This window comes from Azospirillum brasilense, assembly GCF_005222205.1.
GTDB classification, from domain to species: Bacteria; Pseudomonadota; Alphaproteobacteria; order Azospirillales; family Azospirillaceae; genus Azospirillum; species Azospirillum brasilense_G.
Window position 1 is genome coordinate 1481732 of record NZ_CP032345.1, and the last position, 25079, is coordinate 1506810.

Sequence of the window (25079 nt, forward strand, 5' to 3'; positions counted from 1 at the left end):
GCGGCCGGACCGGACCCCGCGGGGGCTGACCCGCGTGCTCGCCTTCCTGGTGCGGCGTCTGCTCACCCTGGCGCTGACGGCGTGGCTGGCCACGCTGGTGGTCTTCGCCGTGCTGGAGTCGATCCCCGGCGACCCCGCCCTGGTGATGCTGGGCACCAGCGCGCAGCCGGAGGCGGTGGCCGCCCTGCGCGTCCAGATGGGGCTCGACCGGCCCTGGCCGGTCCGTTACGCCGGTTGGGTGGGCGGCATGCTGCACGGCGATTTCGGAACCAGCCTGACCTACGCGCGCCCGGTCGCCGGGCTGGTCGCCGACCGGCTGGCCATCACCCTGCCGCTGGCGGGGCTGGCGCTGGTCCTGTCGGCGGGAATCGCCATCCCGCTCGGCCTGTTCGCCGCCGGGCGGCAAGGGCGGGCCGGGGACTGGGCGGTCATGGCCTTCGGGCAGATGGGCATCGCGGTGCCCGGCTTCTGGTTCGCCATCCTGTTGATCTTGCTGTTTTCCGTTCGGCTGGGCTGGTTCTCCGCCGGCGGCTTTCCGGGGTGGGAGGCCGGGGTGGGGCCGGCGCTCAAGGCGCTGCTGCTGCCCGCCGTGGCGCTGGCCCTGCCGGAGGCGGCGATCCTGGCGCGCATCACCCGCACCGCGGCGCTCGACACGCTGCGCGAGGAGTATGTGCGCACGGCGGTCGCCAAGGGCCTGCCGCGCCGCGTGGTCCTGCGGCGCCATGTGCTGCCCAACGCGCTGATCCCGGTGGCGACCATCCTCGGCCTGCAATTCTCCTTTCTCGTCGCCGGGGCGGTGGTGGTGGAGAACGTCTTCACCCTGCCGGGGCTGGGCCGGCTGCTCTATCAGGCCATCGGCCAGCACGACCTGATCGTGGTGCAGAGCGTCGTCGTGCTGCTGGCGGTCACGGTGGTGGCGGTCAACGCGCTGGTCGACATCGCCTGCGCGGCCATCGACCCGCGCCCGCGGGTGACGGCATGAGACGGCTCGTCCGGCGGGTGCGCCGGCTGCCGGTCAGTCTGCTGCTGGGCGGGCTGCTCACCGCGCTGGTGGTCGGGGCGGCGCTGCTGTCGCTGGTCTGGACGCCCTTCCCGGCGGAACAGGTGCGGGTGGTCGCCCGGCTGCGCCCGCCGGGGCCGGTCCATTGGCTGGGCACCGACCATTTCGGGCGCGACGTCTTCTCGATGATCCTGGTCGGCGCGCGCAACTCGCTGGCCGTTGGGGCGGCGGCGGTGGCGCTGGGCGCTGTGCTGGGCGTGCCGCTGGGGCTGGCCGCCTCGGCCTGGGGGCGCTGGGGGACGAGGCGGTGGCCCGGCTGGGCGACCTGCTGTTCGCCTTTCCCGCGGTGCTGACGGCGATCCTGCTGACGGCGGCGCTGGGGGCGGGGGCGGTGAACGTCGTGCTGGCGCTCGGCCTGTTCAACGCCGCGGTCTTCGCGCGGGTGGCGCGCGGAGCGGCGCTGGCCGTGTGGCGGCGGGACTTCGTGCGGGCGGCGCTGGCGCTGGGGCGCGGGCCGCTGTCGGTGACGCTGGTGCATGTGCTGCCCAACATCGCCGGGGTGGTGATCGTTCAGGGGACGGTGCTGTTCGCCGTGGCGGTGCTGAACGAGGCGGCGCTGAGCTATCTGGGGCTGGGCATCCAGCCGCCCTCGCCCTCCTGGGGCAAGATGCTGGGCGACGCGCAGACCTTCCTGTTCACCGCCCCCCTCCAGGCGATCTTTCCGGGGGCGGCCATCGCGGTCACGGTGCTGGGGCTGAACCTGCTGGGCGACGGTCTGCGCGACGCGCTCGACCCGCGCCACCGCTCGGCGGGGCTGCTGTAGACGTGACCGCCTGGACTTGACACAAGGCACGCAGCCTTGTGTCAAGTGTCAACCGGGCAATCGGTCAGGCGCCGCGGTGCTGCTTGGCGATCGGCTGGGAGAATTGCAGCTCGATGTCCCAGGGGAAGTGGATCCAGGTGTCCTGGCTCACCTCGGTGATGAAGGTGTCGACCAGCGGGCGGCCCAGCGGCTTGGCGTAGACGGTGGCGAAATGCGCCTTGGGCAGCATCTTGCGCACGATCACCGCGGTCTTCCCGGTGTCGACCAGATCGTCGATGATCAGCCAGCCTTCGCCTTCCCCGGCGTTGGCGCCCTCCACGCCCTTCAGCACCATCGCCTCGCGCTGGTTCTGGTGGTCGTAGCTGGAGACGCAGACGGTGTCGATCATGCGCAGCTCCAGTTCGCGCGCGATGATGGCCGCCGGGACGAGACCGCCGCGGGTGATGGCGATGATGCCCTTCCAGGGACCCTTGTCGATCAGGCGCCAGGCCAACGCCTTGGCGTTGCGGTGAAGCTCCTCCCACGACACCGGGAAGTGCTTGTTGAACGGAACGGCTTCTGGCACGGCTATGGACTCCGAAAGAAACGTGCGCCGCTTATACCGCAAGCCCCACCGCCGGGCAATCGACCGCGTGAAAAGGCGAAAAAAGGTCTTGCAGCCCGGAATCCTTTTGAGTAAGTTGCGCGCCTCGACGACGGACGGTCACCGCCGCCGCCGGGAAGACAAACAGGAATGCGCCCGTAGCTCAGCTGGATAGAGCACCAGACTACGAATCTGGGGGTCAGGAGTTCGAATCTCTTCGGGCGCGCCATTCCTTCCGGTCTGCACAAGAAAGCCGCCCTTAGGCGGCTTTTCTGCTTTCTGGCGTTTGCCGCAAGGGAGGTTCCCTCAGCGGCTTTTCTTTTTCTGCGCCGGGCGTTTCGCCTTGGGCGGTTTGGTCATGGCGTTGAACAGGGCGGTCTGGTTGCGCCGGGCGGCGGCGTTGAACAGGCCGCTCCAGAAACCGATCGCCTGACTGGCCGACCGGTTGGCCATGGACAGCCAGATGCTGTGTGGTGTCCCCTTCATGCTTCCCCCTTTCGAAAGCCCCGCCGATGAATCTCGGCGAGGGGTCAACAGCGCGGTGCGGTCAAGCTCCCGCGACGATCGCGCGGCGATGGCGGACCCGCGTCCAGGACATGGTCAGGCCGACCCGCTCGGCGCAGCCATAATGCCAGGGGCGGTTCTCGCTATCGCCGGCCCAATGCGGTTCCCCGGCCCGCAAAGGTTTCCCGCAATGGCAACAGGTGGGTGGCGCGGGAAGACGTGCGGCGTCCCGTTTCGTCAGCTGGGTCATAGGGCATCTCATCCAGAGCGTCTTATTCCAGGAGGCGTCTCAGGCACGGCGTTTCGGGAAGGCACGGCGTCGAGAAGCGTGTGTTTGGGCAGGTATTCTTGGGCGTGTCATCTTGCGGTGCGAAGAATGACCGCCCGGCCGTCCCGGGGAAACGTCGCAAAGGTGAAATGCCCATGGGGTGCCCCCGACCACAGGGGTATGCCCATGGTCAGGCCACAGGTCGCGAGATCGTTGGCATTAAACGCTTTTTGCCCTTATCGCGAATCGCTGCCGCGGGACGGTGCGCCCACTCTTGATCACACCCCGATTCACAGCCGGTTAACCATCCGAGCCTAGCGTCCGCCCCCTTCGTCGCGGCTTTTTGCTGCGGCGCAGCATTTTCCGAAGGGTGAAGGCGTTATCCATGATTTTCCTGTTGCACCACCTGCCGTCCCTGTCGCTGGTCGCGGTGAGCGGGCTTGCCGGTCTGGCGTTGGGCGTCCTGTCCACGCTGCTGCAGGACCGGCGGGCGATCCTGACCGCGCAGGCCGGGGCCGGCGCGCTGTTCGTGGTTCACTTCTTCGCCCTGGGCGCCCATACGGGCACGCTGATGTGCGCGCTCGGCCTTGTGCAGATGGCCGCCGCCTATCCGGATCGGCGCCCGCGCTGGCTGCGCGCGCTGTTCGCCCTGACCGTCCCGGCGGCGCTGGCCGTCGCGGCGGCGACGTGGCAGGGACCGATGTCCGCCCTGTCGGCCACGGGCTTCATCCTGGGCACCATCGGACGCTGGCAGAGCACGGTCGGGCGGATGCGCCTGTTCTTCCTGTCCTCGACGGTGGTGGGGGCCGGCCACAACGCGCTGGCCGGCTCGGCCTTCGGGCTGGCGTCGGACGCGCTGACCCTGTCGGGCCATCTGCTCAGCCTGTGGCGCGCCCGCCCGCCGGTCCGCCGCCGGGCGATGCTGACGGCGCATTGAGATATGGGAACCGCGCCGGGGAGGATGCCCCGGCGCGGCTTTGACGCTGCGTTCCGATCAGCGCTTCGCTTCGGCGGTGCCGGCGGTTTCCCGGCGCTCCAGATAAGTCTTGGTGAGCTGCGGCAGGCGCTGCTCCAGCCACGCCGCCATTTCCAGTTCCTCGTCCAGGCTCGGCTGCAGCATGCGGGCGATCTCCGGCTCCCCGGCCTGCTCCGCGGCGGAGATCAGGGCGCGGTAGTTGGCGATCTCGAAATGCTCGAAGGAATAGTCGAAGATCGACGCCTTCACGATTTCGTCGGATGCCACGACGCCGGACAGCGACTGGGCGTTGCCGATCAGCATGGCGACGCCGGTCTTGATGGCCGAGGTGTCGGTGCCCAGACGCTGCAGGCACTGCTTCAGCCGGTCGGCCTGCCGGTTCGACACCTCGATGTGCTCCTGCACCTTGGCGAGGACGTCCGGGTAGTTCTTGATGCGCTCCGCCTGACGCTCCAGCATCTCGACGGCCTGGCTTTCCATGGCGTGGGCGTCGCGGAGCCAGTCGATCAGGGTTTCCTTGGTGGTGTTGGCCACAGATCCTCTCCCTCGTTGCGTTATCGGACAGTCCGTTGGGGATGGACCGACAACAGGCGGAGCAGCGGTTCGTCACCATCGGACGATGCAGACCAACCCAACAGGGGCACCCTTCGTATGCATCAAGGAACCTTCACCGGAGCGGCAGGTTTTCAAGTGGTTGGGCAGCCTGCCAGGGGAGGAACCGGCCATGTCGGCAAATGAACCGGCCGTGATGGGAAAAGACCAGATCGTCGATACCCTCAACGATCTGATCCGCATCGTCGAGGACAGCCACGAAGCCTATCGTCAGGCCGCGGAAGCCTTGGAAGACGAGGATCTGAAGGCCCTGTTCAACGACTTGGCGGCCCAGCGCGGCGCCATCGTGCGCGAGGTGCAGCGCCTCGTCGCCGAACAGGGCGGGGCGCCGGACATGGGCGGCACCGTGATGGGCGGGGCGCACCGCTTCTTTTTGGAACTCAAGAACAACGTGCTGGGGCAGGACCGCGAGGCGATCCTCGCCGAGGTGCAGCGCGGCGAGGGCGAATGCGTCCGCGCCTACGAGGAAGCCCTGGCCAAGGAGCTGCCTCTGCCGATCACCGCGGTGGCGGTCCAGCATCTCGACCGCATCCGCGCCGACCGCGACCGCATGACCCTACTGCGCGGTGCCGCGGCCTGATCTGGGATTCCTGACGAAGAGGTAGAACGTTACTCCGCGGCGGCAGACTGCCGGTTCTCAAGATCGGCCAGCAGGGCGCGTTTTTGGCCGGCGTCCATGTGCTTCCAGCCGCGGATCTCCTCCAGGGTGCGCAGGCAGCCGATGCAATAGGCGCGGTCGGCTGTCAGCTTGCACACGCTGACGCAGGGTGACTGGACGAACTCGGTCTCGGTGGGCTGGGTCATTCCGGAATCCAGATGAATGCGGGGCAGTGCGCGGTGGCCGGCGGCGTGGCGCTGGCGCCGCTCCGTCCGGCCGGGCCGGAAGTGCCCGCTCTTGCGGCATTTCGGCGCTTTTGACAAGCCCCACCGACACCATCGGTTATTTTTCCGCAACAATGGGGAGAGCGGATTTCCGTAGATCAACCTACAAGCCATGAATTCGCCAGGAAAATGCCGGAAAGGCGAATTCTTCAGACAAGAAATCTCCCAAATTGGCGTTCAGAACTGTGGTCCGCGGTGTTCCGTGGAGTCCAACGAGGGAGATTTCGGTGAAGCGAAGGTCGGTGGGGATTCTGCTCGGCGCGATGGCGCTGGCGACGGTGTTGACGGCTTGCGGGGTGCCCCCCCAGGCGCCGATGTCGGCGATGCCGCCCGGCGGCGGCCCGGGATACCCGGCGTCCGCCCCCGCGCCCTCCACAAGACAGCCGTATTTCAACGCGGAGGTTGCCGCCGCAGCGCCGGGGCGGTTCAACACGGCGTCGCCGAACGGTTTCGTGCCGGTGGCCGAGGCGCCTGTCTCCACCTTTTCCGCCGATGTGGACACGGCGTCCTACGCGGTGGTCCGCCGCCTGCTGAACGAAGGGCACCCCATCCCCTTCCCTGTCTTGCGGGTGGAGGAGATGGTCAACTACTTCCACTACGATTACCCGCGCCCGGAGTCGCCCGCCGCTCCCTTTCGCCCGACGGTGGCGGTCTATCCGTCCCCCTGGACGGAGGGCGCGCGCATCCTGCACATCGGCATCCGCGCCTACGACGTCGCCCGCAGGCAAAGACCCGCGCTGAACCTCGTCTTCCTGGTGGACGTGTCGGGCTCCATGGCGCCGCAAGACCGGTTGCCGCTGCTGAAGCAGGCGCTGTTGATGCTGGTGGACGATCTGCGTCCGGACGACCATGTGGCCATCGTCAGCTACGCCGCCAACAGCGGCGTGGTGCTGGAGCCCACCGCCGGAACGGACAAGGAAACCATCCGCGCGGCGATCCAGGGGCTGACGACGGGTGGCCTCACCGCGGGCGACGGTGGAATCCAGGCAGCCTATGCGCTGGCGGAGAGGAATTTCGACAAGACGGCGGTCAATCGGGTGGTGATCGGCACCGATGGCGATTTCAACGTGGGGATCGTCGATCCGAAGGAGTTGGAGGCGCTGATCGCGGAGAAGCGGAAGACCGGCGTCTATCTGTCGGTCCTCGGCGTCGGGCTGGGCAACCTCAACGACGTGGTAATGCAGCGGCTCGCCCAGGCGGGCAACGGCAACGCGGCCTATATCGACGGCATGCAGGAGGCCAAGAAGGTCCTGCGCGACGAGTTGTCCTCCACCATGGTGCCGGTCGCCGACAATGTGAAGTTCCAGATCGAGTTCAACCCGGCCCTGGTCGGGCAGTACCGGCTGATCGGCTATGAAACGCGGGCGCTGCGCCGCGAGGATTTCAACAATGACCGGGTGGACGCGGGCGACGTCGGCGCCGGCCATGCGGTGACCGCGCTCTATGAGTTCCTGCCGCCGGGGGCCAGGGGCAAGGGCGTCGATCCGCTGCGCTACGAAGCCAGCCATAAGGTCAAGACGACCAGGGATGCGGCAAACGCGGACGAGTTCGGTTTCCTGCGCCTGCGCTACACGCTGCCCGGTCAGTCAAAAAGCCGGCTGATCGAGCGCCCCATCCGAAAAGGCGCGGCCCTGGCCTCCGTCGAGGCCGCTCCCGCCGAGGCCCGCTTCGCCCTGGCGGTGGCATCCTTCGCCGGAAAGCTGCGCAGCGAGGGAGGCGGCGAGACGATGTCCTACGCGCAGATCGCCGATCTGGCGCGCGGCGCCCGCGGGGCCGACCCCCACGGCACGCGCGCCGAGTTCATCCGCCTCGTCGAACTGGCGGGCAGCCGGGCCGCGCGGTGACGGCGGTCATCGCCTGAAAAGGAAACGGGGCGGCACCGGGCCGCCCCGTTCCTGAACCTCAAGGCGTTCCGCCCCACGCTCAGACGTTTCAGTCGGAGATGTTGGGCGGATCGGGATCGTCCGACCAGTCGTCCTTCGGGGCCGGGTAGCGCTCCAGCCACTTGCGGACCAGGGCGACGTGGCCGGCCTCCTCCTCCGCGAACTCGCGGGCGAGGCGGGCCACCTCCGGGTCCTTGGTCTCGGCGGCGACCGAGGCGTAATAGTTGTTGCCCTGATGCTCGCTCAGCAGCGCCATCTTCAGCGCGTGGTGCGGCTTCATCAGGTAATGGGCGTTCTCGAAGGCCGCGGCCTCCGGCGACTCGGTGGTGGCGTCCCACTGGAACTCCCAGGGGGCGACCTTGGGCAGCGGGCCGAATTCCCGGGCGATCTGCTTGACCTCCTCGGCGTGCTTGCCCGAATAGGTGGCCAGATCGCGGAACAGCTTGGCGACCTCCACATTGTTGTGGGCCTCCATGCTGTCGGCCAGCTCGGTGTAGCGCTCCGCCGCCTCGATCTCCAGGGCCAGCGCGTGGGCGAGGAACAGGCCGACGTTGGCGGCCCCGTTCAGCACTTTCGTCTTCATACCGCGAACCCCTCTTCGATCTGGGCGATGCTGCGGGTGGCCGCCGATTCGGGCTGGAACGGACGGCGGTTGCCGGCGAGGAAGATGCCGAGGCCGAACCCGTCGTCCTCGAGGACGGCGCGCATCGCCTCGTTCGGGTCGTCCGTCGGCTCGCGGCCGTAGGGATGGACCGTGCTCTTCCAATTGCGCTGCTCGGGGCGGAAGGTGACGCAGGGGGACAGGATGTGGATGACCGAGAAGCCGGGGTGCCGCACGCCCTCCACGATCAGGCGGGCGACCTCGTTCGGATTGTTGGAGAAGCCGCGGGCGACGAAATTCGCGCCGCAGGCCAGCGCCAGGGCGACCGGCTGGATCGGGTTGACGCCCGGCCCTTCCGGGGTCAGCTTCGACTCGCACCAGTCGGCCTCGGTGGTCGGCGAGGCCTGGCCCTTGGTCATGCCGTAGACCTGGTTGTCCATGACGATGTAGGTCATGTCGACGTTGCGGCGGCAGGCGTGCAGGAAGTGGTTGCCGCCGATCGAGAAGCCGTCGCCGTCGCCGCCGAAGATCAGCACGTTCAGCTCCGGCCGGGCCAGCTTCACGCCGGACGCCACGGCCAGCGAGCGGCCGTGCACCGTGTGGTAGCCGTAGACGCTGGTGTAGGCGGGGATGCGCGACGAGCAGCCGATGCCCGACACCACGACGGTGTCCTTGCGCTCCAGCCCCATGGTCGCCATGGCGCGGGTGATGCCGGCCAGCACGGAATAGTCGCCGCAGCCGGGGCACCAGATGGGCTTCACGTCGGATTTGTAGTCGCCGGGCAGCGGGCCCACGACATCGTCGGTCAGATGGGTATCCATGGATTTCGTGCTCCGGCCGGTCAGATCAGGGAAAGAAGCGTCTCGTGCACCTCGCGGGCGCGGATCGGCAGCGGGCCGGGGCGGCTGAACACCGACACCGCGCCCGGCAGGTCGTAATGCCCACGCAGGAACTTGTGGAATTGGGCGCCGTGCGTCTGCTCGACGACCAGGACCTTGGTGACGCCCTCCAGCGCCGCGGCCAGCTTGGCCGGCTGGACCGGGGAGATCAGGCGGATGGCGACCAGCCGGGCCTTGGTGCCGGCGGCCTCCAGCCGGCGCACCGCCTCGCGCGACGGGCCGGTGGCGGAGCCCCAGGTGACGACGGCGATCTCGCCCTCGCCTTCGACGTCGGCCCAGGCGTCGCCATAGTCGTAGCTGGTCAGCTTGCGCAGGCGCTTGTCGAGTTGCTTCTGGTGGTCGGACGCCTGCGAGGACGGCAGGGCGCTCTCGGCGTGCTCCAGACCGTCGGCGGTGTGCTCGCCGCCCGGCATGCCGGGGATGGCGGCGGGGGAGACGCCCGATTCGGTGTTGGCGTAGCGCAGGTACTTCGCGTCGCCGCCGAGGTCGGTCGCCAGCAGGCGGTTGGCCTTGTGGGGGGCGTCGGCCGGCTTGTCGACGATGGCGCGGGACTGGCCCATCGCCTGATCGGACAGCACGATGGCCGGGGTCTGCAGGGCCTCGGCCAGATGCACCGCCCACTGGGTGGTGAACAGGCAGTCGGCGATGGAGGTCGGGCCGACCACCAGATGCGGGGCGTCGCCGTGCAGGCCGTAGACGGCGATGTTCAGGTCGGACTGTTCGGACTTGGTCGGGATGCCGGTGGACGGTCCGCCGCGCTGCACGTCGACGATCACCACCGGGGTCTCGGAGGCCACACCCAGGCCGATGCATTCGGTCATCAGCGACAGGCCGGGACCGGCGGTCGCGGTGATCGAGGGCACGCCGCTGAAGGAGGCGCCCAGGCACATGGCGATGGAGGCCAGCTCATCCTCCGCCTGGACCAGCTTGCCGCCGGTCTTGGCGAGGTTGGGGGCCAGCCACTCCAGGATCTCGGTCGCCGGCGTGATCGGGTAGGCGGCGCAGAACTTCACCCCGCCCTTCAAGGCGCCCAGCCCGGCGGCCTCGTTGCCGGAGATGTTCCAGCGGGTGGCGCCCTCCTTGTTGGGGGCGGCCAGCTCCAGGCCGAGGTTCCAGCCGGCGGCCTCCTTGGACCCGGCGTCGATGCCGGCGTTGGACGCCTGGATGGCGGCGTCGCCCTTCTTGCCCAGCGCCTTCTGGATCACCGCGTCGATGCCGGCGCGCGGCAGGCCGACGATCGCCGCGACGGCGCCCAGCCCCACCATGTTGACGCGCCCGCCGGGGATGCGCCCGGCCAGTTCCTTGATCGGCAGCTCGACCTGTCTGGCGCCGCTGGCGGCCAGGACTGCGGGCACCTCGCCCTGGCTGGGGTCGGTGATGATGACGCTCTTGTCCGATAGCGGAAGCTCGGCCGCGAAGCGCTCCACATTCTGCCAGTCGAAGGCGACGATCAGGTCGAAACGGTCTCCCGGACCGTGAACGGGTGTCGGCGACAGGCGAACGAGGGCGGCGGCCTCGCCGCCACGGATCTGCGGGCCGGTGGACCGCGACATCAATCCGTACCATCCCACGTTGGCGGCGGCATCCAGCAGCATCTGTCCGGCGGTCATCGCGCCGGCGCCACCGCTGCCCACCAGGGCAATCGTGACCGAGTCCACTGTCATTGGTTAATCCCTTGCGTCCGAATGTGAGTCGCCCGACGCCCGTACGGCTACGTCAGCATTACGGAACAGGGAAATGATCTGGCGCAAATCGGACGAAAGACGCCACGATTTTGCGAAGTCATGTCATGGAATGGTCCGACCAATGTCTTGCCCGGCGACCATGAATCCCTTTGCACCGACTTTTGTCGGGATTGTTTCCGGACCGGAATGGCAGACGTCTTCGCGGCTTACTCGCTGTAACGTTCTTCCCGCCAGGGGTCGGCGTCATTGTGATAGCCGCGGACCTCCCAATAGCCGCGGCGATCCTCCGCCAGGAACTCGATTCGCTTCACCCACTTGGCGCTTTTCCAGAAATAGAGCTTCGGCACGACGACTCGGACGGGGCCGCCATGGTCGCGGCTGATCGGCTGGCCCTCCCAGCCGGTGGCGAGCAACGCGTCCGCCGCCGCAAAGGCGTCCAACGGCAGGTTGGTGGTGTAGCCGTCCGAGGAATGGCAGAGGACGAAGCGCGCCTCCGGCCGCGGCCGGACGACCGACAGCAGGTGCCGCGTGGACACGCCCTCCCACTGGTTGTCGTAGCGCGACCATGTGGTGACGCAGTGGATGTCGGAGACGACACGCGCCGGCGGCTGGGCCTGGAGATCCTCCCAGCTCCAGGTGACGGGATTCTCGACCAGCCCGTCCACCGCCAGGGTCCAGGTCGCCTCGCTCACCCGCGGCAGGATGCCGAGATCGAGCACCGGCCAGGTCTCCACCAAGCGCTGGCCGGGCGGCAGACGGTCGCGCGCCGGATCGGCGGTCTCCCCGGTCAGGCCCCGGCCCTCCCGCGCCCACTGCTCCTTGGTGGCGATCAGCTTGTCGCGGATCTGGCCGTCATGAGACTCGTCTTGAGGCTCATCCCGAGCGATGTCGTCCGCCATGGCGGTCCTCCGATGGGGTGGATCGGCAGCGATGCCCCTGATGGGCGGTACGGATTTAGGCATGGACGGGCGCCGGTGTCAGCGTCGATCCCGCGCTTTCCGGTGGTGCGAAAGGCTGATCCGCCGGCCGTCCCCCGCTGTTTCCTGTGGTTGGACTGGAAATAGACGGTTCGGACGGTCCCCCTGCCCCTGTTCACGGCCTGCCTTGCTCTGATAGCATGTCCGCCATGCAAGACCTGCCATGTTGCCGCCCATGACCACCGCCCTGTCCGTCGCCCCGCACACCGATGCGGCGCCCTCAGGGCTGGAGAGGGCCGGGCTGGAGAGGGCCGTTCTGGATATGACCCCGGAAGATGTGGCCGGATTGGCTTGGTTGGACGCGCTCGCCACACCGCTGTGGCTGCTCAATCCCGATGGCCTGACCCTGTGGCTGAACGGCGCCGCCCGCGCGCTGATCGGCCTGGAGACCGACGCGCCCGCCGCCGCCGTCCGGGTCAGCCTGTCCGGCCGCTTTCCCGCCGCGCTGGAGCAGGCCGCCGCGGGCCGGACGGTGGAGGCGCGGGCAACCATCCATGCCCCCCTGACCCTGCCTTTGGAGGTGGATCTCCGGCTGGTTCCGGCGCCGCGCCCGGGCGGGCTGATCCTGGCGGAAGCCCCCGCCGACAGCGGCGCCCGGCAGGAGATGATGCGGCTGAACGAGCAGCTGATCGCGCTGTCCTACGCCTATCCCGACATCCGCTTCGAACTGCTGCGCGACGGCACCATCCTCGACTTCGCCGCCGCCAGCCCCGGCGACCTGAACGTCCCCGCCGAGCGCTTCCTGGCCCACCGCGTGCAGGAGGTGCTGCCCGAACCCGCCGCCGGGACACTGGCCGCGGCGCTCGGCCGGCTGAACGAGGGGCAGACGGTCATCGGGCTTGAGTTCTCCCTGCCGCCTCCTGGCCAGACGGAGGCCGGATCGGTGGAGGGCACCAAATTCTTCGAGGCGCGGCTGGTCGCCCTGCCCGACAGCGACCGCGTGATGTGCAGCATCCGCAACGTCACGGAACGGGCGTTGGCGGAAAGCGCGGCCCGGCGCGCCCATCATCTGCTGTCCGACGCCATCGAATGCATCACCGAGGGCTTCGTGCTGTACGACGCCCAGGACCGGCTGGTGCTGTGCAACGGGCGCTATCGCGAGCTGTTCTCCGCCAACACCGACCTCATCACGCTGGGCGCCCGTTTCGAGGAGGTGCTGCGCGGCGGGGTGGAACGGGGCGTCTATCAGGTGCCGGACGGCGACCTGGAGGGCTGGATCGGGCGGCGCATCGAGCAGCATCGCGGCGCCGGCGCCCCCATGGAGGTGCAGCTTCACGACGGACGCTGGATCCGCATCGAGGAGTGGCGGACCCACGAGGGCGGAACCGTCGGCATCCGCGCCGACATCACCGATCTGAAAGCCCGCGAGGCCGAACTGAGCGCCGCCCGCGACGAGGCCGAACAGGCCAACCAGCGCAAGTCCGACTATGTCCACCATCTGAGCCACGAACTGCGCACGCCGCTGAACGCCGTGCTCGGCTTCGCCCAGATCATCCACGACGAGATGATGGGGCCGAACAACCCGCGCTACCGTGAGTATGCCGGGCAGATCGCGGCGGCCGGCGTCTACATGCTGGACCTCATCAACAACCTGCTCGACCTCGCGCGCATCGAGGCGGGTCGGATGGACCTGCATGAGGAGGCCTGCAACCTGTCCCTGCTGGTCGACCTGACCTTCGGCATGATGCAGCCGCGGGCGGGCGAGGCGGCGGTGACGCTGTGCATGGAGATTCCCGACGATCTGCCGAGCCTGCACGGCGACGCCTCGCAGATCCGGCAGATGCTGACCAACCTGATCGGCAACGCCATCAAGTTCGCCCCTCCCAAAGACGGCCGCGTGCGGGTGCGCGCGGAACTGACGGAGGACGGCGGCATCGCGCTGACCGTCGCCGACAACGGCATCGGCATGCGGCCCGAGCAAATACCGGTGGCGCTGGATGCCTTCGGGCAGGTGCATGGCCGCAACCAGGGCCATAACCAGGGCCGTGACCGGACGACGGAGCGCGGCTCCGGCCTGGGACTGCCGCTGACCCGCGCGCTGATCGCGCTGCACGGCGGCAGCTTCCACATCGACAGCCGGGTCGGAGCCGGGACGACCGTATGCCTGACCTTCCCGCCCTGCCGGGTCGGCGGGGCTGCGCGGTCGCCCTGAAGGCTGGAAACGAACCCCCAAAACGCGCAACGGCCGCGCGCGCTGGACGCGCGGCGGCCGTGGACCCACAAGACGAAACCCGCAGGAAAGACGGGTACCTTGTCGAGGCGCGGTGGCTTGGCCTTAGGCGGCCTTGCGGACGGCGGCAGCCTCGGAGAAGACCTTGACGACCTGCTCGACGAAAGCGGCCAGCTCGTCATGGCCCAGCGCCGTGATGGTCACATTGTCCACCACCAGGGCCTCGTCGCTGATCTTGCCGCCGGCGGCTTCCAGCTCGGCGCGGACGGCCTCGGGAGCGGCCAGAGTGCGGCCCTTCAGCTTGCCCGGGATGGCCAGGAGCTGGATGCCCTGGTCGATCGCGGCAATCGGCTTGCCGGCGTCCAGGAAGTGGCCGACGATGCGGCGGGTGTGGGCGCTCTGCTGGAGCTTGGTGACGCTGCGCTCGCCACCCGGCAGCAGCAGCATGTCATAGTCGGCACCCAGAACCTCGCCGACCTGCTTGTCCACCGGGAAGTAATGGCCCCAGGACTTGCCGTGCCAGCCGTTCACCAGACCCTGCTCGGGGGAAATCGTACGAAGAGTAGCGCCGGTCTTGAGGAGAGCCCGTTGCGGCTCCGTCATCTCCAGTTCCTCAAAGCCGTTGGCGACGAGAATGGCAATGCTCTTTCCTGCGAGGGGTTGATCCATACTGTCTTGTCCTTTCATCGTTCAACCAGAATGCGCGGGCCATCGCCGAGGAATGCGCCGTCGGGGAAAAGAAACGGCGCACGCCGCGCAAGGCCTTGCGCGGCGATGGAACCCGCAGCCGGCCCTCGTCCGATGAGGTCCGGCGGGGGGGCAGTTACGCCCCTGATCGGTTTGTGGTGAGCATGGAACACAAGTGGCGGCAACGAGGTCCCAAGTCAATGGCTTATTCCGCACTGCAACGCAGCTTCCCCACCGTCGGGCAGGGCAACCGGCACGGCAATTTCGCGGTTGCGCTCAAGACTTAATCACGATTTCCCGAGTATGACGGTTGGGGTGGCGCAGGTCAGCCATGCCGTCATGGCGCGGCTGTGACAACTAATGGCCGTGATGAAAGAGGGCGAACGCAAAAAGAAGCGGCCGGGGGCGGACCCCCGGCCGTTTGAAGTCAATAGCGTCAGCCGTTCGAAGAGATCCGGCTCGCACACCGGATCGGGAACCACCGGTCACCGGGGCGGCGGGCCGAAGCCAACCGTCCGGAGGATCGGCGCAAACCGGTCATACGGCCCGAGCCGGGGAGGCTGCCGCGATGGGCGGCCGTATGACCCTTTCACACTTTGCGGGGGCAAAGTGCTGTCTCGTCCCAGGCGGGGCGCGTCCGGCGGATGGCACCGGACGCGGCCCGCGGTTGGATCAATGGAACTGGTCGGCCTCGGTGGAGTCCTTGTAGGCGGTGGTGGAGGACTGGCCGCCCGAGATCGCCGTGGCGACCGCGTCGAAGTAGCCGGTGCCGACCTCGCGCTGGTGCTTGGTCGCGGTGTAGCCCTCGGCCTCCGCCGCGAACTCCGCCTCCTGCAGCTCCGAGTAGGCGGCCATGCCGCGCGCCGCGTAGCCCTTGGCCAGCTTGAAGGCCGAGTAGTTCAGGCTGTGGAAGCCGGCCAGCGTCACGAACTGGAACTTGTAGCCCATGGCGCCGATCTCGCGCTGGAACTTGGCGATGTCCGCCTCGTCCAGGTTGGCCTTCCAGTTGAAGCTCGGCGAGCAGTTGTAGGCCAGCAGCTTGTTCGGGAACTCCTTGCGGATCGCCTCGGCGAAGCGCTTGGCCTCCTCCAGGTTCGGACGCGAGGTCTCCCACCACAGCAGGTCGGAGTAGGGGGCGTAGGACAGGCCGCGGGCGATGCAGTGGTCGACACCCGTGCCCTTCTTCAGGCGGAAGAAGCCCTCGGAGGTGCGGCCGGCGTCGAAGTCGATGAAGGGATGGTCGCGCTCGTCAACGTCGGAGGTGATGAGCTGCGCGGACTCCGCGTCGGTGCGGCAGAGCACGATGGTCGAGGTGCCCATGGTGTCGGCGGCCAGACGGGCGGCGTTCAGCGTGCGGATGTGCTGCTGCGTGGGGATCAGCACCTTGCCGCCGAGATGGCCGCACTTCTTCTCGGACGCGAGCTGGTCCTCGAAGTGGACGCCCGCGGCGCCGGCCTTGATCATCGCCTTCATCAGTTCGAAGACGTTCAGCGGGCCGCCGAAGCCGGCCTCGGCATCCGCGATGATCGGCGCGAACCAGTAGGTGTCGCCCTTGCCCTCGGCGGTCTGGATCTCGTCCGCGCGCTTGAAGGTGTTGTTGATGCGCTCGACCACCGCCGGCACCGAGTTGGCCGGGTACAGGCTCTGGTCCGGGTACATCTGGCCGGCCAGGTTGGCGTCGCCGGCGACCTGCCAGCCCGACAGGTAGATGGCCTTCAGGCCGGCCTTCACCGCCTGCATCGCCTGGTTGCCGGTCAGGGCGCCCAGCGTGTTGATGTACGGCTCGGTGTTCAGCAGTTCCCACAGGCGCTGCGCGCCCAGTTCCGCCAGCGTGTACTCGATCTTGACCGAGCCGCTGAGGCGCTTCACGTCGTCCTGGGTGTAATCGCGCTTGATGCCTTCGAAGCGCGCGGCGCGGAGAGCGGCCTTGGTCTTTTCATCGAGCGACATGGTCGTTTTCCTTCTTTTCGTCACCGTTGCGCTGCTTTTGAGCGCTTGCCCTGACAAAACAACTAAAACGACCTTCGCTGCCTTGCAACATGCCCTTGTTTGTAAAAGGGTCTGTTTGTAAACTGCCGTCTGAAAAGTTCTGTAAATCGGTAAATATTGTAAATCGGCTCAGCTGGAGTTCGGACGGCCATGGACAAGAAGGCGATGCTGGGTCCGAAGGTGCGTCGGCTGCGCCGCGACCATGGGCTGACCCAGGCCCAGATGGCCGAGCAGCTCGGCATTTCCCCCAGCTACCTGAACCTGATCGAGCACAACCAGCGCCCGGTCACCGTGCCGCTGCTGCTGAAGCTGGGCCAGAATTTCGGGGTGGACCTGCAGAGCTTCGCCGAGGACGAGGAGAGCCGCCTCGTCGCCGGGCTGCGTGAGGTCTTCGCCGACCCGCTGTTCGACGGCTCCGACATCAAGAACCAGGACTTCCGCGAGCTGGCGGCGGTCGCCCCGACGCTGGGGCAGGCGGTGGTGGCGCTCTATCGGGCTTTCCGCACCAGCCGCGACGACCTGCAGACCCTGTCGGAACGGGTGGCCGACCGCGAGAAGCTGCATTTGGTCCAGACCTCCTCCTTCCCGCAGGACGAGGTGCGCGACCTCTTCCAGGCCCATTCCAACCATTTCGCCGAGTTGGAGGCGGCGGCGGAGGAGCTGTGGCAGGAGGGCCGGCTGGAGAAGGGCGACCTCTACCGGGGCCTGACCGACTATCTGCTGAACAATCACAGCGTCCGCGTCCGGCTGCTGCCGTCCGACATCATGGGCTATGCGGTGCGCCGCTTCGACCGGCACGGGCGGCGCATCCTGCTGTCGGAGATGCTGGCGCCGTCCGGACGCAACTTCCAGCTCGCCTGCCAGATCGCCCTGCTGCGCCATCGCGACCTGCTGAACCAGATCGTCGAGTCGTCCGGCCTGACCGGCGACGAGGCACGGCGCTTGGCCCGCATCGGGCTGGCCAACTATTTCGCGGCGGCGGTGCTGATGCCCTACGCCCGCTTCTGGGAGGCGGCCAATCAGGTTCGATACGACATCGAAATATTGCGGCGCCGGTTCGACGCCTCGTTCGAGCAGGTCTGCCAGCGGCTGACCACTCTGCAGCGTCCGGGGGCGAAGGGCGTTCCCTTCTTCCTGATGCGGGTGGACAGCGCCGGCAACGTGTCCAAGCGCTTTTCCGGGGCCGGCTTCCATCTGGCCCGTTTCGGCGGCGGCTGCGCCCGCTGGATTGTCTACGAGGCCTTCCGCACGCCGGGAAAAATCCACAGCCAGCTGGCCCAGATGCCCGACGGCACCACCTATTTCTCCATCGCCCGCACGGTGGTGAAGGCCGGCGGCGGCTTCCGCAGCCCGCCGCAGCAGTTCGCCATCGCGCTGGGCTGCGATCTCCAGCACGCGGCGCAGATCACCTATGCGGACGGCGTGGATCTCGAAAACACCGAGGCGGCGACGCCCATCGGTGTGAATTGCCGGCTCTGTCCGCGGCTGGACTGCTCGCAGCGCGCCTTCCCGCCGCTGAACCATCGCCTGATTGTCGATGAGAATCTGCGGGGTTTGTCGCCCTATCTCTTCGCCCCTCCGGCCGGAGAGTAAGGCCATTTATTTTGCAACACCGTCTTGTGGTAACCAAAAAGCCACAACAAAATTGTTGGTATAAATTAGTGGTCTGTTGACGAATTTATTGTTAAAGAGATGTGCTGCAATGCGGCACGGCTTGGCTTCTGAAACGACACCGGCCACAGCATGCCGGTCACCGAAACGGACCTGCGGATTCCATGAGCAATCTGATTCATGAGCGCGTCCTGCGCGTTCACCACTGGACGGACACGCTGTTCAGCTTCACCACCACGCGCGATCCCTCGTTCCGTTTCGATCCCGGACAGTTCACCATGATCGGCCTGGAGGTGAACGGCCGGCCGCTGCTGCGCGCCTACAGCCTGGTCAGCGCCAGCTACGAGGAGACGCTGGAGTTCTTCTCGATCAAGGTGCAGGACGGCCCGCTGACCTCGCGCCTCCAGCACCTCAAGGAAGGCGACACGCTGCTGGTCAACCGCAAGGCGACGGGCACGCTGGTCACCGACAACCTGCTGCCGGGCCGCAACCTGTACCTGCTCAGCACCGGCACCGGCCTCGCCCCGTTCCTCAGCATCATCAAGGACCCGGAGATGTACGCCCGGTTCGACAAGGTGATCCTGACCCACACGACGCGTACGGTGGGCGAGCTGGCGTACGGCGACATCATCAACACCGTCCTGCCGGAGAACGAGTTCTTCGGGGAGGACGTGAAGCAGAAGCTGATCTATTACCCGACCGTAACGCGCGAGCCGTTCCGCAACCAGGGCCGCATCACCGACCTGATCCGCAACGGCAAGCTGTTCGCGGACGTCGGGCTGGCCCCCTTCGACCGCGAGGTCGACCGCGTGATGATCTGCGGCAGCCCGGCCATGCTCGACGAGACCAGCGGCATCATGGACGAGCTGGGCTTCTCCATGGGCCACAACGGCGAACCCGGTCATTACGTGATCGAAAAGGCTTTTGTGGAACGCTGAGCGGATTTGCCGGAATAAAGCGGGCCGCGGTTCGTTGATGGGACGTGACGATGGCACGTCATCAACTCCAGCCGGCCCGCCTGGGCCGGGTTGGTCCTTGACGGGCGCGCCTCCCTTGCGGGGGCGCGCCCGTTTTCCTTCTGGAACCAACCCGGTTCGCCAGACCGTTTTGCCGATCCCGCATTTGGTGTAGACATCCCCTCCATGCGCCTCATCACGATCCTTGCCGTGCTGCTCGTGGCCGGCCTCGCGAATTTTGCCGTCTGGTCGCTGCCGAACCAGCCGGTGCCGCTCGAACCGCCGCCCGGCGGCAAGCTGAAAAGCGTGTCCTTCGCGCCCTTCCGCGACGGGCAGAGCCCGCTGACGCAGACCTTCCCCAGCGTGGAGCAGATCGACGAGGATCTGGCGGCCCTCGCCCCGCAGGTTGCGGGGGTGCGCACCTACACCTCGCTGGAAGGGCTGGAGGTGGTGCCGGAACTGGCGCGCCGCCACGGCATTCAGGTCACCATGGGGGCGTGGCTGTCGTCGCGGCTGGACAAGAACGAGAAGGAGGTCGCCTCCCTCATCGACCTCGCCAACCGCTACCCGGACGTCATCACCCGCGTGATCGTCGGCAACGAGGTGCTGCTGCGCCGCGAGCTGACGCCGGAGCAGGTGGCCGGCTACATCGACCGCGTGAAGGCGGCGGTGAAGCAGCCGGTGTCCTACGCCGACGTCTGGGAATGGTGGCTGAAATACCCGCAGATCGCGGATCACGTCGATTACCTGACCATCCACCTGCTGCCCTATTGGGAGGACGTGCCGACCGACGTGGCCGGCGCCATGGAGCGCATCCGCGGCAGCTACCGCACGATCGCCCAGCGCTTCCCCGGCAAACCGATCCTGGTCGGCGAGACCGGCTGGCCGACGGAGGGCCGGTCGCGCGGCGCCGCGGTCACCGGGCTGGTCAACAAGGCCAAGTTCGTCAACGGCTTCGTCCGCCTCGCCGAGCAGGAGGGCTTCGACTACAACGTGATCGAGGCCTTCGACCAGGGCTGGAAGGCCAAGCTGGAGGGCACGGTGGGCGGCCATTGGGGCCTCTACACCGCCGACCGCCAAGCGAAGTTCGCCCTGGCCGGGCCGGTGGTGGAGAACCGGCAATGGCGGCTGCTGTTCGGCGTCTCCTCCGGCCTCGCGCTGGCGCTCGTCATCGGGCTGACCCTGCGCGGCCGGCCGCTGACCGCCGGAGCCTTCGCCGCCCTGGCCTTCCTGGCGCAGGCGCTGTCCACCCTCTACGTCCACGCCGTCTGGGGCGCCCTGCACGGCAAGCACTACCCGCAGGACGTGGCGCTGTCCGTCGTCATGCTGGCGGCGACGGGCATGCTCTCGCTGGCCGTCCTTCTGGCCGCCCGGCGGGCGCTGGGCAGCGGCGGTCTGGCGCTGGAGCCGCTGGCGCCGCTGCGCGGCCGCCCGGCGCTGTCGCGGCTGGAAACGGTGGGCAAGGCCGCCGCCGTGGTCCTCGCCCTGCTGGGGATCGTCTGGAGCTTCCTGATCGTCTTCGACGGGCGCTACCGCGACTTCCCCAACTGGTATTTCGCCCTGCCGGCGCTCGGCCTGCTGGGGCTCGGCGCCATGCGCGCCACGCGGCGTCCGGAGGGCACGGGCGCGCTGGCCGCCTGGGGGATCGGCGGGCTGTTCCGCCCCGCCGTCCCGGTGGCCGATGCTCCGGCGAGCGGCCTGTGCGGCGCCGTCCGCCGCCTGCCGCTGGAGTCGGCGCTGGCCGCCCTGCTGCTGCTCGGCGCGCTGCTGACCGTGCTGGCGGAGGGCGTGGTGCCGATGGAGTCGCTGATCTACGGGCAGCTTCCCTTCATGGAGGCGCTGCACGAGGTGGTGTGGACCAGCCCGAACTGGGAGGCGCTGTCCTGGGCCGGGCTCCAGCTTCTGCTGGCGGTGCCCTACGCCGCCGTCGTCCTGGCCGCCCGCCGTGGCGAGACCGCCCGCGCCGGCCATCAATGGGTCCGCATCGCCGGACAGTGAGGGTTTCCCCCTCTCCCGCTTGGCGTGGGAGAGGGGGCACGCTCTGCTTCAGGCCGCCTTCTCGCTCTTCCGGCTGCCCTGATGCTCCGCGGTCCAGCGCTTGGGATCGTGCAGGAAGGCGTGGATTTCGCCCTGCGCCTGCCCGTCCAGGTAATGGCCGCGGTTCGCCACCTCCAGCACGTCCCACCAGGTCGCCAGCGCGTGCATGGTGATGCCGAGCGGGGCCAGATGCTCCTGGATCTCGTCGAAGATCCCGTACTGGAACAGCACGAACAGGTCGCGCACGTCGCAGCCCGCCTCCTTCAGCGGCTGGGCGAAGCGGGCCTTGCGGTGGCCGTCGGCGGCGATCTGCTCGACCAGAAGCACACGCCAGCCCCGCTCCACCCGCCCCTCGATCCGGTGCTTGTAGCCCTGCTGGCCCTCCGGCGCCTCCTTGCGCACGAAGACGAGGGGAAGGCCCATCCGGTCGGCGATCAGCGCGGCCCAGGGCACACCCGCCCCCTCGGCGGCGGCGATGGCGTCCAGTTCGCCGTCGCCGATCTCCTGCCCGATCATCCTCAGGGCAAAGTCGAGCACGTCCTCGCGCACCGCGGGGTAGGAGAGCAGCCGCCGCCCCTCCAGATGGACCGGGCTGACCAGCCCGGAACCGTGGCGGCACAGATGGTCCGGGTCGTACCGGACACAGCCGGTTTCGATCAGATGGCGGGCCACGGCGATGGCCCCTTCGCGCAGCTCGATGTCCCAAGCGTCCGGTATCATGGCCTGCCCCCGTCGTCTTCGCGTTGTTGTCCGCCTCGCGTCTTCCCCCGATGATCCCCCGTTCGGGGCGGGCCGCAACCCCTCCACATGCGCCGGAACAGGCGCTTTGGCGGTAGCCGAAACGGGGGAAGACAACGCGTCGCAGCCCCCCTCCGCCTGCAGTTGTGTGTGACGGCGCCAGCGCAGTTGACACGAACCGCGACAAACGTTGAAAAAGAGAATCGAATTGTAGCCATGCAGCTTTGGCAGAGCGGGGCGGGGAGCGGCGATGTCGGACATCCAGGGCCGGAGCCAGGACGATGACGACGATCTGTTGTTCGCCGACGAGGACGCTCCGGACCCGTCGTCCGCGAAATCCGGCCCTGCCGCCGCCCCGTGGAAGCTGCTGATCGTCGACGACGATCCGGAGGTGCACGCGATCACCCGCGTGGTGCTGAACGACGTGACCTTCGATGGACGGCGCCTGCACTTCCTGTCCGCCCATTCGGGGAGCGAGGCCCAGGCGATCCTGTGCGACCATCCCGACATCGCCGCCGTCCTTCTGGACGTGGTGATGGAGACGGAGGACGCCGGCCTGCGGCTGGTCCACCACATCCGGGAGGTGCTGGGCAACCGGCGGGTCCGCATCATCCTGCGCACCGGCCAGCCCGGCCAGGCGCCGGAGCGGCAGGTGATCGTCAACTACGACATCAACGACTACAAGGCCAAGAGCGAGCTGACGGCCCAGAAGCTGTTCACCACCACGGTCGCCGCCCTGCGCTCCTACCAGCACATCGACGCGATCGAACGGAACCGGCAGGGGCTGGAGACGATCGTCGACGCCGCCGGCGCCCTGTTCGAGCAGCGCTCCATGGACCGCTTTGCTGCCGGCGTGGTGGAGCGCGTCGCCGCCCTGCTGCCGCGCGCGGCCGGCGCCCTCCTCTGCGCGGTGCCGCCCGATCCGAAAGGCCCGGCGCCGGACGGCCGGTTCCGGGAGGCGGTGGTGCTGTGCGGCACCGGCGTCTTCGCCAACGCCGCGGGCCGGCCGGTCGGCGACGTGCTGCCCGGCGCGGCCTGCGCCGACATCGCCGCCGCCTTCGCCCGGGGCCGCAGCCTGCACCGCGACGACCACAGCGTCGCGCTGTTCCAGACCCAGAGCCCCGGCCCCGGCGCGCTGTTCATCACCGGGCACGGCGGCCTGCCGGAGGTTGAGCGGCGGCTGGTGGAGATCTTCTGCTCCCGGATGTCGGTCGGGTTCGACAACGTGTCCCTCTACGAGCAGCTCCGCCTCGCCCAGGTCGCCACGGTGCACGCCCTGGGCAAGCTGGCCGAATACAAGGACGAGGTCACCGGGGAGCATGTCCGGCGCATCGGCCGCTGGGCCACCGCCATCGCGCGGGAACTCCAGGCACGGGGCGCCGGCGGGGGCGACGCGGACGACCTGTTCTGCGAGCTGATCGGGCTGGCCAGCATGCTGCACGATGTCGGCAAGGTCGCCATCCCCGACCGGATCCTGCGCAAGCCCGGCAAGCTGGACCCCGAGGAGATCACCCAGATGCGCGAGCACGCCACCATCGGCGGGCGCATCCTGCGCGACGCTTCCGGCCCGGTCGGCGGGCGCAGCTATTTGTCGATGGGGGCGGAGATCGCCGAGAGCCACCACGAGAAGTTCGACGGCACCGGCTATCCCCACGGGCTGGCGGGCGACGCCATTCCGCTGTCGGGCCGCATCGTGGCGGTCGCCGACGTCTACGACGCCCTGCTGCACCGCCGCCCCTACAAGGAGGCGTGGGAGCTGGCGTCGGTTGTCGATCTGATCCGCGCCGAGTCGGGCCGGCATTTCGACCCGCAGGTCGTCGAGGCCTTCGTCGCCATCCTGGAGCGCGGCGGGCCGGAGGCGTAGCGGCCGGCGGAGTCCGGACGGAAGCCCTCAGGCCGGTTCGGGGACCCGGTCGTCGGCGACGATGCGGTTCTTGCCGGACTGTTTGGCCGCGTACATGCGCTGGTCGGCGAGATCGACCAGCCTTTCCCAGTCCACCGGGCGGTCGTGGAGGTATTCGGCGAGGCCGATGCTGGCGGTCTGGGGGGTTCCGTCCGGGCGCTTGCCCAGCCCCCGCGCGTGCAGCCGCTCCACCGCGGTCAGGGCGCCCTCGCGGGAGGTGTTGGGCATGATGACCACGAACTCCTCCCCGCCCCAGCGGACCAGCACGTCGGACTGGCGCAGCATCGCGCGTATGGCCTCCGCCGCCCGCCCGAGCTGCTTGTCGCCCTGGTCGTGGCCGAACCGGTCGTTGATCGACTTGAAATTGTCCAGGTCGAAGAAGATCACCGACAGCGGATGGTCCGAGCGCTGGGCGTGGGCGAACTGCAGCCGCAGCAGCTCCTCGCCGATGCGGCGGGAGAAGGCGCCGGTCAGCCCGTCGTGCGACGCCTGATCGACCAGGGCCATCATGAAGTGCAGCTGGCTCATCGCCGCCAGCGTCGCCACCACCATGATGAGCACCAGCAGCCACAGGGCGCCCAGATAGGAAGGGAACGGGAAGACCAGCGAGCCGTAGACACCGGCCAGCATGTGGGCCGCCAGCATCGGCGTCGCGAAGGCCAGCCCCTCCAGCGCGGTCAGCGGGAAGACGCTGAGCCCCGCCACCATCACGAACGGCAGGAAGGCGTAGCCGGCGGCCACCGCCAGCGCGCTTCCCGCGATCATGTCCTCGTTCAGCATGGGGTGCGAGGCGAGGAAGAAGACCGTCGGCACCGCCAGCAGCAGGGCCAGCCCCCGCCACGCGCTGCCCATGTCGTCGCAGATCCGGTAGCCGAGCGCCAGCGCGCCGAAGGCGAAGCTGGACACCAGCCGCAGGCCGGCGAGATAGCCCCAGAGCGGCCAGGGGAAGATCACAACGTCGATGACGATCCACAGCGGCGTCAGCACGGCGAACACCGCGGCGACCATGCGGACACGGGAATGGATCAGCACGGCCCGGCGACGCTGGATGATCGGGGTGTGTCCGCCCGGATGCATCAGGTCGCGCAACTGCTCGAAGGAGAGATCGCCGCTCACCGCCTGGAATGCCCTCTCCGCGAACCGTCTGAGGAGATTAAGCGCTTGTTGATACACGCGATGCCCCCCATCGGCAACGGCAATTGCTGTGATTTCCAGGGATACGTGCGTATGCGGCGCGGCCTGTGGCATCAACGCATTTGTACGTGATTTGCCGGGACAGTCTTCCCGCCGCCCGC

24 protein-coding genes and 1 tRNA gene are annotated in these 25079 nt (G+C 68.3%); 12 read left to right on the forward strand and 13 right to left on the reverse strand.

The window, feature by feature from the left end:
- Positions 1–34: 34 nt before the first annotated feature.
- From D3869_RS07195 to D3869_RS33640, 3 genes are read left to right on the forward strand one after another with little or no spacing between them, the layout of a single operon-like run.
- Positions 35–982 (forward strand): ABC transporter permease, encoded by a 948-nt coding sequence (locus D3869_RS07195; protein WP_137139494.1) that lies wholly within the window; start codon positions 35–37, stop codon positions 980–982.
- Entirely contained in the window at positions 979–1353 is a 375-nt protein-coding gene (locus D3869_RS33635) for a hypothetical protein (RefSeq protein WP_247895584.1), read from the forward strand. Before D3869_RS07195 ends, D3869_RS33635 begins: the two co-directional genes overlap by 4 nt.
- Positions 1308–1823, forward strand: a complete 516-nt coding sequence (locus D3869_RS33640) for an ABC transporter permease (RefSeq protein ID WP_247895585.1) — start codon at positions 1308–1310, stop codon at positions 1821–1823. Before D3869_RS33635 ends, D3869_RS33640 begins: the two co-directional genes overlap by 46 nt.
- Before the next feature lie 64 nt (positions 1824–1887).
- On the opposite strand, the gene gpt is transcribed toward D3869_RS33640, so the two are convergent.
- Positions 1888–2388 carry a xanthine phosphoribosyltransferase gene (gpt, locus tag D3869_RS07205; protein WP_094301294.1) on the reverse strand — a complete coding sequence of 167 codons (501 nt, stop codon included), beginning with the start codon at positions 2386–2388 and terminating at the stop codon, positions 1888–1890.
- A gap of 170 nt (positions 2389–2558) precedes the next feature.
- Between gpt and D3869_RS07210 the strand changes: the two genes are divergently transcribed.
- Positions 2559–2635, forward strand: a tRNA-Arg gene (locus tag D3869_RS07210).
- Positions 2636–2712: 77 nt separating this feature from the next.
- Here D3869_RS07210 and D3869_RS07215 read toward each other — a convergent pair.
- The gene (locus D3869_RS07215) at positions 2713–2892 is read right to left on the reverse strand and encodes a hypothetical protein (protein ID WP_137139495.1); all 180 of its coding nucleotides are present in this window, start codon (positions 2890–2892) and stop codon (positions 2713–2715) included.
- Between the two features lie 671 nt (positions 2893–3563).
- Between D3869_RS07215 and D3869_RS07220 the strand changes: the two genes are divergently transcribed.
- Positions 3564–4115: a YgjV family protein gene (locus tag D3869_RS07220; protein ID WP_137139496.1), complete on the forward strand. Its 552-nt coding sequence runs from the start codon at positions 3564–3566 to the stop codon at positions 4113–4115.
- A 57-nt stretch (positions 4116–4172) separates the two neighbouring features.
- Here the strand turns inward: D3869_RS07220 and D3869_RS07225 are convergent, their stop codons facing one another.
- On the reverse strand, positions 4173–4688 hold the full coding sequence (locus tag D3869_RS07225; RefSeq protein ID WP_014239055.1) for a ferritin-like domain-containing protein: 516 nt from the start codon (positions 4686–4688) through the stop codon (positions 4173–4175).
- Positions 4689–4878: 190 nt separating this feature from the next.
- On the opposite strand from D3869_RS07225, the gene D3869_RS07230 reads away from it, so the two are divergent.
- Positions 4879–5346, forward strand: coding sequence for a PA2169 family four-helix-bundle protein (locus D3869_RS07230; protein WP_137139497.1), 468 nt, complete (start codon positions 4879–4881; stop codon positions 5344–5346).
- A 29-nt stretch (positions 5347–5375) separates the two neighbouring features.
- Here the strand turns inward: D3869_RS07230 and D3869_RS07235 are convergent, their stop codons facing one another.
- Together D3869_RS07235 and D3869_RS33020 are read right to left on the reverse strand one after the other, a co-directional pair.
- Positions 5376–5570, reverse strand: coding sequence for a DUF1289 domain-containing protein (locus D3869_RS07235; protein ID WP_137139498.1), 195 nt, complete (start codon positions 5568–5570; stop codon positions 5376–5378).
- 181 nt (positions 5571–5751) lie between these two features.
- Complete coding sequence (locus D3869_RS33020) at positions 5752–6150, reverse strand: hypothetical protein (RefSeq protein ID WP_175426414.1); 399 nt, start codon at positions 6148–6150, stop codon at positions 5752–5754.
- On the opposite strand from D3869_RS33020, the gene D3869_RS07240 reads away from it, so the two are divergent.
- Entirely contained in the window at positions 6107–7492 is a 1386-nt protein-coding gene (locus D3869_RS07240; RefSeq protein ID WP_175426415.1) for a vWA domain-containing protein, read from the forward strand. The two genes, D3869_RS33020 and D3869_RS07240, sit on opposite strands and share 44 nt — an antisense overlap.
- Before the next feature lie 88 nt (positions 7493–7580).
- Here D3869_RS07240 and D3869_RS07245 read toward each other — a convergent pair whose 3' ends face one another.
- From D3869_RS07245 to D3869_RS07260, 4 genes are all read right to left on the reverse strand, one after another.
- Positions 7581–8114, reverse strand: a complete 534-nt coding sequence (locus D3869_RS07245; RefSeq protein ID WP_109069861.1) for a ferritin-like domain-containing protein — start codon at positions 8112–8114, stop codon at positions 7581–7583.
- A complete protein-coding gene (locus tag D3869_RS07250) occupies positions 8111–8953 on the reverse strand; it encodes a 2-oxoacid:ferredoxin oxidoreductase subunit beta (protein WP_051658017.1) in 843 nt (280 codons plus the stop codon). The genes D3869_RS07245 and D3869_RS07250 overlap by 4 nt, the downstream gene beginning before the upstream one ends.
- Positions 8954–8973: 20 nt before the next feature.
- The gene (locus D3869_RS07255) at positions 8974–10695 is read right to left on the reverse strand and encodes a 2-oxoacid:acceptor oxidoreductase subunit alpha (RefSeq protein WP_137139500.1); all 1722 of its coding nucleotides are present in this window, start codon (positions 10693–10695) and stop codon (positions 8974–8976) included.
- Positions 10696–10922: 227 nt separating this feature from the next.
- Positions 10923–11615 (reverse strand): sulfite oxidase-like oxidoreductase, encoded by a 693-nt coding sequence (locus tag D3869_RS07260; RefSeq protein WP_137139501.1) that lies wholly within the window; start codon positions 11613–11615, stop codon positions 10923–10925.
- Between the two features lie 241 nt (positions 11616–11856).
- Between D3869_RS07260 and D3869_RS07265 the strand changes: the two genes are divergently transcribed.
- Positions 11857–13845, forward strand: coding sequence for a PAS domain-containing sensor histidine kinase (locus D3869_RS07265; protein WP_137139502.1), 1989 nt, complete (start codon positions 11857–11859; stop codon positions 13843–13845).
- Between the two features lie 123 nt (positions 13846–13968).
- Here D3869_RS07265 and D3869_RS07270 read toward each other — a convergent pair whose 3' ends face one another.
- Positions 13969–14532, reverse strand: coding sequence for a DJ-1/PfpI family protein (locus D3869_RS07270; protein ID WP_094301285.1), 564 nt, complete (start codon positions 14530–14532; stop codon positions 13969–13971).
- A 690-nt stretch (positions 14533–15222) separates the two neighbouring features.
- Complete coding sequence (gene aceA / locus D3869_RS07275) at positions 15223–16500, reverse strand: isocitrate lyase (RefSeq protein WP_094301284.1); 1278 nt, start codon at positions 16498–16500, stop codon at positions 15223–15225.
- A 189-nt stretch (positions 16501–16689) separates the two neighbouring features.
- Between aceA and D3869_RS07280 the strand changes: the two genes are divergently transcribed.
- From D3869_RS07280 to D3869_RS07290, 3 genes are all read left to right on the forward strand, one after another.
- Positions 16690–18132: a helix-turn-helix domain-containing protein gene (locus D3869_RS07280; protein ID WP_137139503.1), complete on the forward strand. Its 1443-nt coding sequence runs from the start codon at positions 16690–16692 to the stop codon at positions 18130–18132.
- Positions 18133–18314: 182 nt separating this feature from the next.
- Positions 18315–19088 (forward strand): ferredoxin--NADP reductase, encoded by a 774-nt coding sequence (locus D3869_RS07285; RefSeq protein WP_137139504.1) that lies wholly within the window; start codon positions 18315–18317, stop codon positions 19086–19088.
- 204 nt (positions 19089–19292) lie between these two features.
- Positions 19293–21104 (forward strand): glycosyl hydrolase family 17 protein, encoded by a 1812-nt coding sequence (locus tag D3869_RS07290; RefSeq protein WP_137139505.1) that lies wholly within the window; start codon positions 19293–19295, stop codon positions 21102–21104.
- Positions 21105–21152: 48 nt separating this feature from the next.
- Here D3869_RS07290 and D3869_RS07295 read toward each other — a convergent pair whose 3' ends face one another.
- A complete protein-coding gene (locus D3869_RS07295; RefSeq protein ID WP_137139506.1) occupies positions 21153–21863 on the reverse strand; it encodes an orotate phosphoribosyltransferase in 711 nt (236 codons plus the stop codon).
- 268 nt (positions 21864–22131) lie between these two features.
- Between D3869_RS07295 and D3869_RS07300 the strand changes: the two genes are divergently transcribed.
- Positions 22132–23745 carry a response regulator gene (locus D3869_RS07300; protein ID WP_137139507.1) on the forward strand — a complete coding sequence of 538 codons (1614 nt, stop codon included), beginning with the start codon at positions 22132–22134 and terminating at the stop codon, positions 23743–23745.
- A gap of 27 nt (positions 23746–23772) precedes the next feature.
- On the opposite strand, the gene D3869_RS07305 is transcribed toward D3869_RS07300, so the two are convergent.
- Positions 23773–24900 carry a diguanylate cyclase gene (locus tag D3869_RS07305; protein ID WP_137139508.1) on the reverse strand — a complete coding sequence of 376 codons (1128 nt, stop codon included), beginning with the start codon at positions 24898–24900 and terminating at the stop codon, positions 23773–23775.
- Positions 24901–25079 lie beyond the last annotated feature (179 nt).